The sequence below is a fragment of the Streptomyces sp. NPDC001868 genome, from assembly GCF_040297125.1.
In the GTDB taxonomy this organism is placed as follows: domain Bacteria; phylum Actinomycetota; class Actinomycetes; order Streptomycetales; family Streptomycetaceae; genus Streptomyces.
Genome location: NZ_JBEOYO010000015.1, coordinates 99778 through 113278 on the forward strand (window position 1 = coordinate 99778; position 13501 = coordinate 113278).

Consider the following 13501-nt stretch of genomic DNA (forward strand, 5'->3'; position numbering starts at 1 on the left):
TGACTACTCGCTTGTGCGTCACTACGTTCTGCGCAGTGGAATTCTAATTCCGTCTTGTGAAAACATCCAGAGTGGGTGCGCTGGAGGCAGAGTGGAGGGGTGTGCCCTTGACGGGGCGGGGGTGGAGGTGAAAACTCCTTCAACAGAACGTTGAATTCCGTTACGCGGAAGTAAATACCGTTACGCGGAAGTGAACGGCGGTACGGCGAGAGGGATCCCGGTGTCCGAGGTGTCTGAGGTATCTGAGGTGTCCGTGGCTGAACTGGTGCTGCGCTCGACGCGTGTCATCACCCCCGACGGATCACGCCCCGCCGCGGTCGCCGTCGCGGCCGGCCGGATCACGGCCGTCCTCCCTTACGACGCCGACGTACCCTCCGGCGCCCGTCTGGAGGACCTAGGCGACCACGTCCTGCTGCCCGGCCTGGTCGACACCCATGTGCATGTGAACGACCCGGGCCGCACCCACTGGGAGGGCTTCTGGACCGCCACGCGCGCCGCGGCGGCCGGGGGCATCACCACCCTCGTCGACATGCCCCTCAACTCCCTCCCGCCGACCACGACGGTCGACCACCTCCGTACCAAGCGGGAGGTCGCCGCCGACAAGGCCCACATCGACGTCGGCTTCTGGGGCGGCGCCCTGCCCGACAACGTCAAGGATCTACGGCCCCTCCACGACGCCGGGGTCTTCGGCTTCAAGGCGTTCCTGTCGCCGTCGGGCGTGGACGAGTTCCCGCACCTCGACGGGGACGGCCTCGCCCGCTCCCTGGCCGAGATCGCCGGCTTCGGCGGACTGCTCATCGTGCACGCCGAGGACCCGCACCACCTCGACACGGCCCCGCAGCGGGGCGGGCCCAGGTACGCCGACTTCCTCGCCTCCCGCCCGCGCGACGCCGAGGACACCGCCATCGCGACCCTCATCGACCGGGCCCGCCGGCTCGACGCCCGCGTCCACGTCCTCCACCTCTCCTCCAGCGACGCGCTCCCGCTGATCGCCGAGGCCAAGCGGGAGGGCGTACGGATCACCGTCGAGACCTGCCCGCACTACCTCACCCTCACCGCCGAGGAAGTCCCGGACGGGGCCAGCGAGTTCAAGTGCTGCCCGCCGATCCGCGAGTCCGCCAACCAAAACCTCCTGTGGCAGGCGCTCGCGGACGGCACGATCGACTGCGTGGTCACCGACCACTCCCCGTCGACGGCCGACCTGAAGACCGACGACTTCGCCACCGCCTGGGGCGGCATCTCCGGCCTCCAACTGAGCCTCGCGGCCGTCTGGACGGAGGCCCGCAGGCGCGGCCACGGCCTGGAGGACGTGGTCGGCTGGATGTCCACGCGCACGGCGGCCCTCGTCGGCCTGGACGACCGCAAGGGCGCCATCGAGGCGGGCCGCGACGCCGACTTCGCCGTCCTCGCCCCCGACGAGACCTTCACCGTCGACCCGGCCGCACTCCAGCACCGCAACCGCGTCACCGCGTACGCCGGCAAGACCCTGTACGGCGTGGTCAAGTCCACCTGGCTGCGCGGACAACGCATCGTCGCGGACGGCGAGTTCACCGCCCCGAAGGGACAACTCCTCACACGCACCCCCTGATTGACCCCCGCACCCGCAGCGGACGACCACCGAAAGGCAGACCTGATCATCGTGACGGCGCAGCAGCACTCCCCGTTGGCGAGCTTCACAGGCGACGCGAACCCGTACGGCGGCGGCGACCCGTACGCGGACTACCGCACCGCCGACTTCCCCTTCACCCGGTACGCCGACCTCGCCGACCGCAGGCTCGGCGCCGGGGTCATCGCCGCCAACGACGAGTTCTTCGCCCATCGCGAGAATCTGCTGGTGCCCGAGCCGGCCGAGTTCGTCCCCGAGCACTTCGGGCACAAGGGCAAGGTCATGGACGGCTGGGAGACGCGCCGCCGCCGGGGCGCCTCGGCCGAGCACCCCTGGCCGACGGCCGACGACCACGACTGGGCCCTGATCCGCCTCGGCGCGCCCGGGGTGATCCGGGGGATCGTCGTCGACACGGCCCACTTCCGCGGCAACTACCCGCAGGCGGTGTCCGTCGAGGGCGCGTGCGTGGCCGGTTCCCCGTCGCCGGAGGACCTGCTCGCCGACGACGTGAAGTGGACGACCCTCGTTCCGCGCACCCCGGTCGGCGGCCACGCGGCCAACGGCTTCGCGGTCACCGTCGAACAGCGCTTCACCCACCTCCGCCTCAACCAGCACCCCGACGGCGGCATCGCCCGCCTCCGCGTCTATGGCGAGGTCGTGCCGGACCCGGCCTGGCTGGACGCGCTCGGCACCTTCGACGTGGTCGCCCTGGAGAACGGCGGCCGGGCCGAGGACGCCTCCAACCTCTTCTACTCACCCGCCACCAACACCATCCAGCCCGGCCGGGCCCGGGTGATGCACGAGTGCTGGGAGACCCGCCGCCGCCGCGACCAGGGCAACGACTGGATCCGCTACCGCCTCGCCGCCCAGTCCGAGATCCGCGCCCTGGAGATCGACACGGCCTACCTCAAGGGCAACGCGGCGGGCTGGGCCACGGTCTCGATCAAAAACGGTGTGGACGGCGTGGACGGCGAGGGCGACGACGGGGGCTGGACCGAGATCCTCCCCCGCACCCGCCTCCAGCCCGACACCAACCACCGCTTCGTCCTCGACACCCCGGTCACCGCCACCCACGCCCGGGTCGACATCTACCCCGACGGCGGCATCTCCCGCCTCCGCCTCTTCGGTTCCCTCACGGAAGAGGGCAGGACCAGCCTGTCGACCCGCCACCAGGAGCTGGGCGGCTAGCCTCGGCCTGTCGGGTACGTGCGGGTGGGTGGTGGGGGCTGGTCGCGCAGTTCCCCGCGCCCCTTAGAAGTCATCTCATTTGGCTGGGTAGGCTGCCGGTCGTGGCAGGGATCGTTGAGCGGCTGGTGCCGGACGAGTTGTGGGAGTTGTTCCAGCGTGTGGTGCCGGAGGCGCCGTCGCGGCCTCAGGGCGGTGGCCGGCGTCGGCACGGCGACCGTGAAGTGCTGGCTGCGATCGTCTTTGTGGCGACCTCGGGCTGCACGTGGCAGCAGTTGCCGACCGCGTCGTTCGGGCCGTCGGGAGCGACGGCCCACCGGCGATTCACCGAGTGGACGAAGGCCCGCGTGTGGGCCAAACTCCACCGCCTGGTCCTCGACGAACTCGGCTCCCGCGGCGAGCTGGACTGGTCGCGGTGCGCGATCGACTCGGTCAACATGCGGGCCTTGAAAAGGGGGAGCTGACAGGCCCGAATCCTGTAGACCGGGGCAAGTACGGGTCAAAGATCCACTTGATCACGGAGCGGACCGGCCTGCCCCTGTCCATCGGCATCTCCGGCGCCAACACACACGACAGCCAGGCACTGATCCCGCTGGTGAAGGGCATACCCCCGATCCGCTCCCGGCGCGGACGCCGACGACGCAGACCCCACAAACTCCACGCCGACAAGGGCTACGACTACAACCACCTGCGGCGATGGTTGTCCAGCCGAGGCATCCGGCACCGCATCGCCCGCAAGGGCATCGAGACCTCGCAACGACTCGGCCGCCACCGCTGGACCATCGAACGCACCATGGCCTGGCTCGCCGGATGCCGCCGCCTGCACCGCCGCTACGAACGCAAAGCCGACCACTTCCTGGCCTTCACCAGCATCGCCTGCACACTCATCTGCTACCGCCGACTTACCAAATGAGATGACTTCTTAAAGGGCCGCAGCCCCTTCAGGGCCTGCGGCCCTTTCGGGCCGAAAAGCGAAGCGGGGCGCAGCCCCTGCTTTGCTTTTCAGGGGCGCGGGGAACTGCGCGACCAGCCCCCACCCACCCGCACTCGACCCCACAACCCCGGCGGTCCGACATCCCCGCCCACCGATGAGTTGCGGGCGCCGACGGGGTCTGCCCTGATGACAGCAGACCCCCCGGCACCCGAAAGCAGGCACCCACCATGGGCAAGCTCTCCCTCACCTCGTTCGTCACCCTCGACGGCGTCTACCAGGCCCCCGGCGGCCCCGACGAGGACCGCCGCGACGGCTTCGAGCACGGCGGCTGGAGCGTCCCGTACGGGGACGAGGACTTCGGCCGGTTCGTCGACGGAGTCTTCGGCCGCGTCGGCGCCTTCCTGTTGGGCCGCAGGACGTACGACATCTTCGCCGCCCACTGGCCGAAGGTCACCGACCCGGCGGACCCGGTCGCGGGGAAGCTCAACTCCCTGCCCAAGTACGTCGTTTCGCACACGGTCACCCACCCGGAATGGAACAACACGACCGTGCTCTCCGGCGACCTCGCCAAGGAGGTCACCGCCCTCAAGGAGCACACCGACGGCGAGGTCCAGGTCCACGGCAGTGGAAACCTCGCCCAGTCGTTGCTCGCCCTCGACCTGGTCGACACCGTGCACCTGCTGACGTTCCCGGTCGTCCTCGGCGCCGGCCGCCGCCTCTTCGCCGAGGGCGGCCTCCCGACGGCGTTCCGCCATGCCGGGGGCAGCATCACCAGCACCGGCGTCTCGATCCAGACGTACGACCGCGTGGGGCGCCCCGAGTACGGCACGTACGAGCTCCCCGAGAACGCCTGACCTGCGGAGGGTCCGCCCGCGGTCGGCGGTGTGAAGACCGCGGGCGCCCCCGTGAACTCCGGTTAACTCCCGGAAAACTTACCGGACGTGCCCGGAAAATCATGGAACTTGTCATTGACATGCCACTGTCTACGCGCGTCATCATGTGGCCATGAGATTCCCCCCACGAGCAACACGCATCGGAGCGGCAGCCGCCCTCCTGTCCGCCGTCCTCGTCGGCGGCACCGTCACCGCCGGCCCGGCGGGCGCCGCCACGACCGCCGTCGGCAGCATCTGCTACAGCGACCTGCCGTCGCAGGCGTACACCACGCTCAACCTGATCGCCCAGGGCGGCCCGTACCCGTACTCGCAGGACGGCAGCGTCTTCCAGAACCGGGAGCGCATCCTGCCGTCGCGGTCCACCGGCTACTACCACGAGTACACGGTGAAGACCCCCGGCTCCTCCACCCGCGGTGCCCGCCGCATCGTCACCGGTCAGGCCAACGAGGAGGACTACTACACCGCCGACCACTACGCGTCCTTCGACCTGGTCGACTACGACTGCTGATCAGGCCGATCCGGCACGACCCCGCCCGACCGTCCGCCCTTCCCCCACCGGGCGGACGTTCGGGCGGGCCACCGGCCGACGGGCCCACCTGACACGCTGACGGTCACTCGGACTTCCTGCCCTCCGCCGCCGCGAACAGGGCGATCGCCAGGACGATCAGCGCGATGCTCACATAGATCTCGTAGCCGTCCAGGGTGCTCCACCGCTGTGTCACCCCCCACTTCAGCTTGCCGGTGAGTTCGTACACGAGGCCGCCCGTGCCCTGCAGCAGGGCGATGAACCCGAGAAACTCCAACAACTGCTTCATGTCCCGGATCCTCGCCCCGCGGTCCCCCCACATCCATCGGCCGCGGGGCGAGGCCTGTCCGACGGGAGTACCGATCCGCAGGGCGGTCGGCCGCCGAAAGTCGACGAGGCCACGACTTTGGTCGCGATCACCGGCGGAGGGGAGGTGCCGGATGCCGTCTCCGCATAGATTTGTCGACCGTGAGTGGTGACAAGCCGGTGCCGGAGCCCCCGACCTTCCCGGGGCGGAGCTGGCTGTTGCCGTCGGCCCTGCTCGACCCGGATTACGGCCCCGGCCCCGAGTCCAGCCACGGCCACGGACGCGCCGGGCGGCGGCCCAGGCGGACCGCACGCGACTGGGTCGTCGACTTCACCTGCTTCGTGCTGGCCGTGTTCATCGGTCTGCTGAGCGTGGAGAACGTCAGGAACGAATCCGGGCTGCCGCAGGGCTACGCCGCCCTCGACCAGGTACTGGGCGCGCTCGCCTGCGCCGCCGTCTGGCTGCGCCGGCGCTGGCCCGTCGGCCTGGCCGTGGCCATGGTGCCGGTCTGCTTCGTCTCCAACACCGCGGGCGGGGCAGGCCTGGCTGCCCTCTTCACCCTCACCGTGCACCGGCCCTTCCGGTACGTGGCCTGGGTGGCCGGTGCCTCCGTCGCGCTGGTCCCGCTGTTCTTCTGGCTGCGGCCCGACCCCGATGTCAGCTACCCCTGGGCGGTCTTCCTGGCCGCGGTGCTCACCGCCGCGACCGTCGGCTGGGGCATGTTCGTACGCTCCAAGCGGCAGCTCATGCTGAGCTTCCGGGACCGCGCCCGGCGCGCCGAGACGGAGGCGGCGCTCCGGGCCGAGCAGGCGCAACGGCTCGCCCGCGAGGCCATCGCGCGCGAGATGCACGACGTCCTGGCACACCGCCTGACCCTGCTGAGCGTGCACGCCGGCGCACTGGAGTTCCGGCCCGACGCGCCCCGGGCCGAGATCGTCCGCGCGGCGGGCGTCATCCGGGAGAGCGCCCACGAAGCCCTCCAGGACCTCCGGGAGATCATCGGCGTGCTCCGCGCGGGGGAGCCCGACGACGCGGGCCGGCCCCAGCCGACCCTCGGCGCGCTCGACACCCTTGTCTCCGAGTGCCGTGAGGCCGGCATGAAGGTCGTCCTCGACCAGCACGTCACCGACCGCGCCGCCGTCCCCACCTCCGTCGGCCGCACCGCCTACCGCATCGCCCAGGAGTGCCTGACCAACGCCCGCAAGCACGCGCCCGGCGCCGAGGTCACCGTCACCGTCTCGGGCGCCCCGGGCGACGGACTCACCGTCTCCGTACGCAATCCGGCGCCCCCGGGGGAGGTTCCGCCGGTCCCCGGCTCGGGCCAGGGACTGATCGGCCTCACCGAACGCGCCACGCTCGCCGGTGGCCGCCTCGACCATGGCCCCGAGGCGGGCGGCGGCTTCGGAGTGCGGGCCTGGCTGCCCTGGACCTGAACCCGGCCACGGCCACGGCCACGGGCACAGACACGGGCACGGGCACGGGTATCTGCGTGCGCGACGCCATCTCGTCGTCCATGATGGCCAGTTGACGCGTACGACGCATGCGGCCCGCACAACGCATGCGGCGCGTTCGGCGGGGGGCGAGCCGCTCGGCGCGTGCGAGCCGTTCGCCACACGACACCTGGTGGGTCTCGGGAGGGACAGCAGCGTGAGTTTCGGGGGACACAACCCGTATCAGCCGCCCTGGCAGCCGAACGGAGGACCGTACCCCCCGCCACCACCCCAGGGACCGTACGTCCCGCCCCAGCCGGGCCCACCGCCGTACGGCCCGTACGGCCCGTATCCTCCGCCGCCGCCCACCCTGTGGGGGCGGATGCGGGAGGACGAATGGCCGCCGCTGGGGCAGTTCCTCAGCGGGCTCCGGCTGCACGGCTGTCTCTGGGCGCTGGCCGCCATGTGCGCGTGGCCGCTGGTGGTCGGGCTGCTGGTGGGCTACCCGCTGGCGCGCTCGGCCCGCCGCCCCGCCCGGCGGATCTTCCCCTCCCGCGCCCGCCACCGCCTCGTGGACGACGACGTGTCGCGGATGCAGCGGCGGCGAGCCTGGACGGCCACCCTCATGTCACTGCTGATCCTGGCCGTGTACGGCAAGGCCGAGGACGTCGACCAGGCGCAGCAGCAGTTCATGATGCGGCTGACCATCACCCCCTGGTTGCTGCTCCTCAGCGCGCCCGTGGTCGTCGCCGGCCTCTTCCGCTTGTCCTCGCCCACCGCGCGCCGGGCCATGCGCGCCCCGCTGCGCACGGCCGGGAAATCGGCCCTCTGGTACGTCGGCGCCTTCACGGCGGTGCCGCTGCTCGGCGGGGCGATCTACTACACCCGCACCCACCTGGAGCAGGACCTGAGCCTCTGGGCACCGCTCGCCCTCCTCGTACCGCTGCTCTGGGTGCTGCTCTTCATCGTCTTCGCCACCGGGCCCGCCGTGCGCAGCGCCTTCAACACCGCCGATGTGCACCCGGGGCTCCCGGCCCTGCTCACCGGCGCCCTGGTGTGGGAGTTCGCCGCCATCAGCCTGGCCGTCGGCGGGCTGCCACCGGGTCCGCCCCTGGTCCAGCTCGCCGCCCTGGTCGGTGGCCCGGCGTCGGTGACCGCCGTCGCGTGGTGGGAGGTACGCCGCCTGCGCACCCGGTACGGGGTACGCCTGCGCGCCTGAAGTGCGCCCCCTCGCGCCGGGTCAGACCGTACGCGGCACCACGCGCTGCCCCGCCGACCCGTACACCCACGCCGACGCCTCGTCGATGAAGTCGCCGGGGAAGCCGAGGCGGAACGCGGTGGTCTCCTCCAGCCGGTCCAGCACCTCCTTCGGGAGGACGAGCCGGGCGGCGCCCAGGTTGTCCATGAGCTGCTCGACACGGCGGGCGCCGAGGACGGGGTGCACGGCGGGGGAGTGGGCCATGGTCCAGGCGATGGCGACCTGGGCCGGAGTGGCGTCGAGTTCGTCAGCGGCGCTCTGCACGGCCTCCGCGACCGCCCGCTCGCGCTCCCCGACCGCCTCGGCGGACAGCCGGGTCGCGGTGCCCGGCGCCACCCCGCCCGGGCGGGTGTACTTGCCGGACAGGACACCGTTCTGCAGCGGACTCCAGGCCGCCACCGACATGCCGAACGCCTCCGCCATCGGCAGCAGCTCACGCTCGATGTCCCGGTTGAGCAGGCTGTACGGCACCTGGAGCGCCGACAGCGGCGACCAACCCCGCCACTCGGCAAGGGTGTTGGCGCGCGCGACCACCCACGCCGGGGCGTCCGAGATGCCGACGTACAGCACCTTCCCGGACCGTACGGCGTCGTCCAGGGCGCGCATCGTCTCCTCGACCGGGGTGTTGCGGTCCCAGATGTGCACCCAGTAGAGGTCGACGTAGTCCGTCCCCAGCCGCCGCAGGCTCGTCTCCAGGGACAGGGTGAGGTTCTTGCGGTGGTTGCCCGCCGCGTTGGGGTCGGTGCCGTCGCGGGAGACGGTGTACTTGGTGGACAGCACGAACCGGTCGCGCCGCCCCTTGAGCAGCTCGCCGACGATCCGCTCGCTCTCCCCGCCCCGGTAGTTGACCGCCGTGTCGATCACATTGCCGCCGGCCTCCGCGTACACGTCGAGGATCCGCGCGCACTCCTCCAAGGGCGCCCCCACCCCGCCCTGCTCCCCGAACGTCATGGCGCCCAGGAACAGCTCGGAGACACGGAGCCCGGTCCGGCCCAGGAGTCGGTAACGCACCTGATTCCTCCGTCAGTTGAAAGCCGTACCGGCCGACACTAACGGGTCGGCCCCCGACAACGCGGCGGTCCACGACGAAGCGTCGAAGCGTCATTACGGTAGTGCTCCATGACCGACATCCGAACGAGGGGCCGAAGACCGTGTCACGACGAACGAGGGGCCGATGACCGTGATCCGACTTCTCCTCGTCGACGACGATCCCCTCGTGCGCGCCGGACTCTCGTTCATGCTGGGCGGCGCCGACGACATCGAGATCGTGGGGGAGGGTGCCGACGGCGACGAGGTGGACGCCCTCGTCGACCGCACCCGTCCCGACGTCGTCCTCATGGACATCCGGATGCCGACCGTCGACGGCCTCGCGGCCACCGAGCGGCTCCGCGCCCGCGCGGACGCGCCCCAGGTCGTCGTCCTCACCACCTTCCACGCCGACGACCAGGTCCTGCGCGCCCTGCGCGCGGGCGCCGCCGGCTTCGTCCTCAAGGACACCCCGCCCGCCGAGATCGTCGCGGCGGTACGGCGGGTCGCGGCCGGCGACCCCGTGCTCTCGCCCGCCGTCACCCGCCAGCTCATGGCCCACGCCGCCGGCAGCGCCCCCGACACCCGCCGCACCACCGCCCGTTCACGGGTCGCCGCCCTCAACGACCGTGAACGCGAGGTCGCCGTCGCCGTCGGCCGGGGCGCCTCCAACGCCGAGATCGCCGCCGAGCTCTTCATGAGCGTCGCCACCGTCAAGACCCATGTCTCCCGCGTCCTCGCCAAACTCGACCTCAACAACCGGGTGCAGATCGCCCTGTTGACGTACGACGCGGGGCTGCTGGAGGACGACGGGCGCTAGGGAGCCGGCATCGCGGAAGCCGGCGTGCGGGAGCGGGCACTCGTGGACGGGTCCGCGCGTTCTACGGGCGAGGGGGGACTCATGGGACGGACGGAAGTGATCGATCTGGGGGAGTACGGGCCACGGTTCACCGAGGACCCGCACCCCGTCTACGCCGAACTGCGGGAGCGCGGCCCCGTGCACCGGGTCCGGCTGCCGAAGCACGACGCACACCACGAGGTCTGGCTCGTCGTGGGGTACGAGGAGGCGCGGGCGGCGCTCGCCGACCCCCGGCTGTCGAAGGACGGCTCGAAGGTCGGGGTGACCTTCCTCGACGAGGAGCTGATCGGCAAGTATCTGCTGGTCGCCGACCCGCCCCAGCACACCCGGCTGCGCGGGCTGATAGCCCGGGAGTTCACCGGGCGCCGTGTCGAGCGGCTGCGGCCGAGGGTCCAGGAGATCACCGACTCGCTGCTGGACGCGATGGTGCCCCGGGGGCGCGCCGACCTGGTGGAGTCGTTCGCGTACCCGCTGCCGCTCACCGTCATCTGCGAGCTGCTCGGCGTGCCCGAGTTCGACCGGGCCGCCTTCCGCAAGCTGTCCACGGAGGCGGTGGCCCCGACCAGTGGCGAGAGCGAGTACGAGACCTTCGTCCAACTCGCCGCCTATCTCGGTGAGTTGATCGAGGACAAGCGGTGCTCCCCGCCTGCCGACGATCTGCTGAGCGCGCTGATCCGGACGACGAACGAGGACGGCGACCGGCTGTCCTCCGCCGAGCTGCGCGGTATGGCCTTCATCCTTCTCATCGCCGGCCACGAGACCACGGTGAACCTCATCACCGGGTCCGTCCACGCGCTCCTCACCCACCCCGGGCAACTCGCCGAGGTGCGGGCCGACATGAGTCTCGTCGACGCGGTCGTGGAGGAGACGTTGCGGTATGAGGGGCCGGTGGAGAACGCGACGTTCCGTTACGCCGCCGAGCCGTTGGACATCGGGGGCACGGCCATCGGCGCGGGCGACTCGGTGATGGTGTGTCTGGCCGCCGCCGATCGTGACGGTACGCGCTATTCCGATCCCGCGCCCGATCGCTTCGACATCCACCGCGATACGCGGGGACATCTCGCCTTCGGGCACGGTATTCACTTCTGCCTCGGCGCGGCGCTGGCCCGGATGGAGGCGCGGGTGGCGCTGCGTGCGCTTCTGGAGCGCTGCCCCGACCTGGCGTTGGACGGGCCGCCGGGGGAGTGGCTGCCCGGGATGCTCATACGGGGGGTGCGGAGCCTGCCCCTGCGCTGGTGAGGCCCCCTCAAGGGGACCCCCACGGTGCGGGTCCGGTGGGGCTTCTCGCGCAGTTCCCCGCGCCCCTGAAAAGCAAAGCAGGGGCTGCGCCCCGCTTCGCTTTCGGCCCGAAGGGGCCGTAGGCCCTTAAAGCGCGCGGGGAACTGCGCGACCAGCCCCACCGGGGACGCGGCCGCGATACCGGGCGGACCGTCCTCCCCGGGGCGGAACCCGAGGTGCGGGCCGGGGGCTACTCCCGGCCGCCCGGGATCTCGCCCAGGTTCACCGGCCGGTGCTCGCGCCGCGACAGCTCGCACGCCTCGGCCACCCGCAACGCGTGCAACGCCTCCCGCCCGTCGCACGGGTTCGCCCGCTCGCCCCGCACCACCTCCACGAACGCAGCGATCTCGGCCTCGTACGCCGCGGCGAACCGCTCCAGAAACCCCGTCCACGGCTTGTCCGCCGGCGGCGGCCCCGACGGCTCCGTGGACGCGACCGGCGTACGGTCGTCCAGCCCGACGACCACGGTGTCCAGCTCCCCGGCCAGCTCCAGCCGCACGTCGTACCCGGCCCCGTTCACCCGCGCCGCCGTCGCCGTGACGAGCGTCCCGTCCTCCAGCGTGAGCACGGCGACCGCCGTGTCGAGGTCGTGCGCCTCCCGGAACATGGCGTGCCCGGCGTCCGACCCGGTGGCGTACACCGTGGCGACCTCGCGCCCCGTCACCCACCGCACGATGTCGAAGTCATGGATCAGACAGTCCCGGTAGATCCCACCGGACACCGACAGATACGCCGGGGGCGGCGGCGTCTGATCGGCCGTCAGCGCCCGTACGGTGTGCAGCCGCCCGAGCCGCCCCGCGCGTACCGCCTCCCGCGCCGTGACATAGCCGGAGTCGAAGCGCCGCTGGAACCCCATCTGCAGCACCGTCCCGGCCGCGTCGACCTCGGCGAGCGCGCCTAACGTGCTCGGCAGGTCCACGGCGACGGGTTTCTCGCAGAAGACCGGGAGCCCCGAGCGTGCTGCCCGACCGATCAGTTCGCCGTGGGCCGACGTCGCGGCCGTTATGACCACGGCGTCCACACCCCATGTGAAGATCTCGTCCACGCCCGGCGCCACCGTCTCGCCGAGGCGATCCGCGAGGTCATGGGCCCGAGTCGTATCGACGTCCGTGATGATCAGAGAGCCGACATCACGGTGGCGGCTGAGGGTGGTCGCGTGAAAAGTCCCGATGCGACCCGCCCCGATGAGTCCGATGCGCATGGGAAACAAAGTGGGGTCGTACCTGCCGCCGTGTCAATGGTTTGTCCGGACAACCGAACTACGCAACTTCCCGTCAACAAGGACCGGGGCTACGCTCGGCCCGTGCCGAAACCAGAAGAGGCTCCGACCGTGCCGCTCCAGCTCAGCGTCGACCGCAGCAGCCCGGTCCCGCTCTACTTCCAGCTGTCGCAGCAGCTGGAGGCCGCGATCGAGCACGGCGAGCTGACCCCGGGCAGTCTGCTGGGCAACGAGATCGAGCTGGCCGCACGCCTGGGCCTGTCCCGCCCGACCGTCCGCCAGGCCATCCAGTCCCTGGTCGACAAGGGCCTGCTCGTACGCCGCCGAGGCGTGGGCACCCAGGTCGTCCACAGCCAGGTCAAACGCCCTCTGGAGCTCAGCAGCCTCTACGACGACCTGGAGGCCGCGGGCCAGCGCCCGGCCACCCGGGTCCTGCTCAACACCACCGTCACCGCCTCCGCCGAGGTCGCCGCCGCCCTCGCCGTCGCGGAGGGCAGCGAAGTCCACCGGATCGAGCGACTCCGTCTGGCCCACGCCGAACCCATGGCCTACCTCTGCAACTACCTCCCCACCGACCTCCTCGACCTCGACTCCCCCCAGCTGGAGGCGACGGGTCTCTACCGTCTGATGCGCGCCGCGGGCATCACCCTCCACAGCGCCCGCCAGACCATCGGCGCGAAGTCGGCGACACCGGAGGAGGCCGACCGCCTCAACGAGCCCACCAACGCACCCCTCCTCACCATGCAGCGCACCACTTTCGACGACACGGGCCGAGCGGTCGAATACGGCACCCACATCTACCGGGCATCGCGCTACTCGTTCGACTTCCAATTGCTGGTGAGGGCGTAGGCGGTCTCCGCGCCGCGCCCCTTGAGGAGCCGGGGGCGCAGCCCCGGCTCCTCAAGGGGCGCGGGGAATTGCGCGACCGGCCCCCCACCTGACCCGCACCCGAAAAACAACCCATGGCACCCCCCGCCCCC

General features: G+C 71.4%; 13 protein-coding genes. 10 read left to right on the plus strand and 3 right to left on the minus strand.

The annotated features are described in order from the left end of the window. Positions 1-247: 247 nt before the first annotated feature. The 5 genes from allB (at position 248) to ABT147_RS19680 (ending at position 5126) form a co-directional block, all read left to right on the plus strand. A complete protein-coding gene (gene allB / locus ABT147_RS19660) occupies positions 248-1588 on the plus strand; it encodes an allantoinase AllB (RefSeq protein ID WP_351407848.1) in 1341 nt (446 codons plus the stop codon). Between the two features lie 51 nt (positions 1589-1639). After that, the gene (gene alc, locus ABT147_RS19665; RefSeq protein WP_351407691.1) at positions 1640-2794 is read left to right on the plus strand and encodes an allantoicase; all 1155 of its coding nucleotides are present in this window, start codon (positions 1640-1642) and stop codon (positions 2792-2794) included. A gap of 110 nt (positions 2795-2904) precedes the next feature. Then, positions 2905-3704, plus strand: a protein-coding gene (locus tag ABT147_RS19670; RefSeq protein ID WP_351407850.1) for an IS5 family transposase whose coding sequence is annotated in 2 segments (ribosomal slippage) — positions 2905-3240 and positions 3243-3704 — 798 coding nt in all. Because the reading frame shifts where the segments join, the coding sequence is not laid out codon by codon here. 248 nt (positions 3705-3952) lie between these two features. Further along, entirely contained in the window at positions 3953-4579 is a 627-nt protein-coding gene (locus ABT147_RS19675; RefSeq protein WP_351407693.1) for a dihydrofolate reductase family protein, read from the plus strand. 151 nt (positions 4580-4730) lie between these two features. Continuing rightward, a complete protein-coding gene (locus tag ABT147_RS19680; protein WP_351407696.1) occupies positions 4731-5126 on the plus strand; it encodes a guanyl-specific ribonuclease in 396 nt (131 codons plus the stop codon). Between the two features lie 103 nt (positions 5127-5229). Here ABT147_RS19680 and ABT147_RS19685 read toward each other — a convergent pair whose 3' ends face one another. Then, a complete protein-coding gene (locus ABT147_RS19685; RefSeq protein WP_351407698.1) occupies positions 5230-5433 on the minus strand; it encodes a hypothetical protein in 204 nt (67 codons plus the stop codon). Between the two features lie 179 nt (positions 5434-5612). On the opposite strand from ABT147_RS19685, the gene ABT147_RS19690 reads away from it, so the two are divergent. Further along, positions 5613-6884 (plus strand): sensor histidine kinase, encoded by a 1272-nt coding sequence (locus tag ABT147_RS19690; RefSeq protein ID WP_351407700.1) that lies wholly within the window; start codon positions 5613-5615, stop codon positions 6882-6884. A 379-nt stretch (positions 6885-7263) separates the two neighbouring features. Beyond that, positions 7264-8100, plus strand: a complete 837-nt coding sequence (locus ABT147_RS19695) for a hypothetical protein (protein ID WP_351407702.1) — start codon at positions 7264-7266, stop codon at positions 8098-8100. A gap of 21 nt (positions 8101-8121) precedes the next feature. Here ABT147_RS19695 and ABT147_RS19700 read toward each other — a convergent pair whose 3' ends face one another. Beyond that, positions 8122-9150 carry an aldo/keto reductase gene (locus ABT147_RS19700; RefSeq protein WP_351407703.1) on the minus strand — a complete coding sequence of 343 codons (1029 nt, stop codon included), beginning with the start codon at positions 9148-9150 and terminating at the stop codon, positions 8122-8124. A gap of 163 nt (positions 9151-9313) precedes the next feature. Between ABT147_RS19700 and ABT147_RS19705 the strand changes: the two genes are divergently transcribed. Next, a complete protein-coding gene (locus tag ABT147_RS19705) occupies positions 9314-9985 on the plus strand; it encodes a response regulator (protein WP_351407705.1) in 672 nt (223 codons plus the stop codon). 81 nt (positions 9986-10066) lie between these two features. Beyond that, positions 10067-11263, plus strand: a complete 1197-nt coding sequence (locus ABT147_RS19710) for a cytochrome P450 family protein (RefSeq protein WP_351407708.1) — start codon at positions 10067-10069, stop codon at positions 11261-11263. Positions 11264-11492: 229 nt separating this feature from the next. On the opposite strand, the gene ABT147_RS19715 is transcribed toward ABT147_RS19710, so the two are convergent. Next, positions 11493-12503, minus strand: a complete 1011-nt coding sequence (locus ABT147_RS19715) for a Gfo/Idh/MocA family oxidoreductase (protein WP_351407710.1) — start codon at positions 12501-12503, stop codon at positions 11493-11495. 129 nt (positions 12504-12632) lie between these two features. On the opposite strand from ABT147_RS19715, the gene ABT147_RS19720 reads away from it, so the two are divergent. Next, on the plus strand, positions 12633-13370 hold the full coding sequence (locus tag ABT147_RS19720; protein ID WP_351407852.1) for a GntR family transcriptional regulator: 738 nt from the start codon (positions 12633-12635) through the stop codon (positions 13368-13370). Positions 13371-13501: the final 131 nt, after the last annotated feature.

Bases quoted from the DNA above. Each gene is read 5' to 3' on its own strand.
- ABT147_RS19675 (WP_351407693.1), top strand. From the start codon at position 3,953: ATGGGCAAGCTCTCCCTCACCTCGTTCGTCACCCTCGACGGCGTCTAC.
- ABT147_RS19680 (WP_351407696.1), top strand. From the start codon at position 4,731: ATGAGATTCCCCCCACGAGCAACACGCATCGGAGCGGCAGCCGCCCTC.
- ABT147_RS19685 (WP_351407698.1), bottom strand. From the start codon at position 5,433: ATGAAGCAGTTGTTGGAGTTTCTCGGGTTCATCGCCCTGCTGCAGGGC.
- ABT147_RS19695 (WP_351407702.1), top strand. From the start codon at position 7,264: ATGCGGGAGGACGAATGGCCGCCGCTGGGGCAGTTCCTCAGCGGGCTC.
- ABT147_RS19705 (WP_351407705.1), top strand. From the start codon at position 9,314: ATGACCGTGATCCGACTTCTCCTCGTCGACGACGATCCCCTCGTGCGC.
- ABT147_RS19710 (WP_351407708.1), top strand. From the start codon at position 10,067: ATGGGACGGACGGAAGTGATCGATCTGGGGGAGTACGGGCCACGGTTC.
- ABT147_RS19715 (WP_351407710.1), bottom strand. From the start codon at position 12,503: ATGCGCATCGGACTCATCGGGGCGGGTCGCATCGGGACTTTTCACGCG.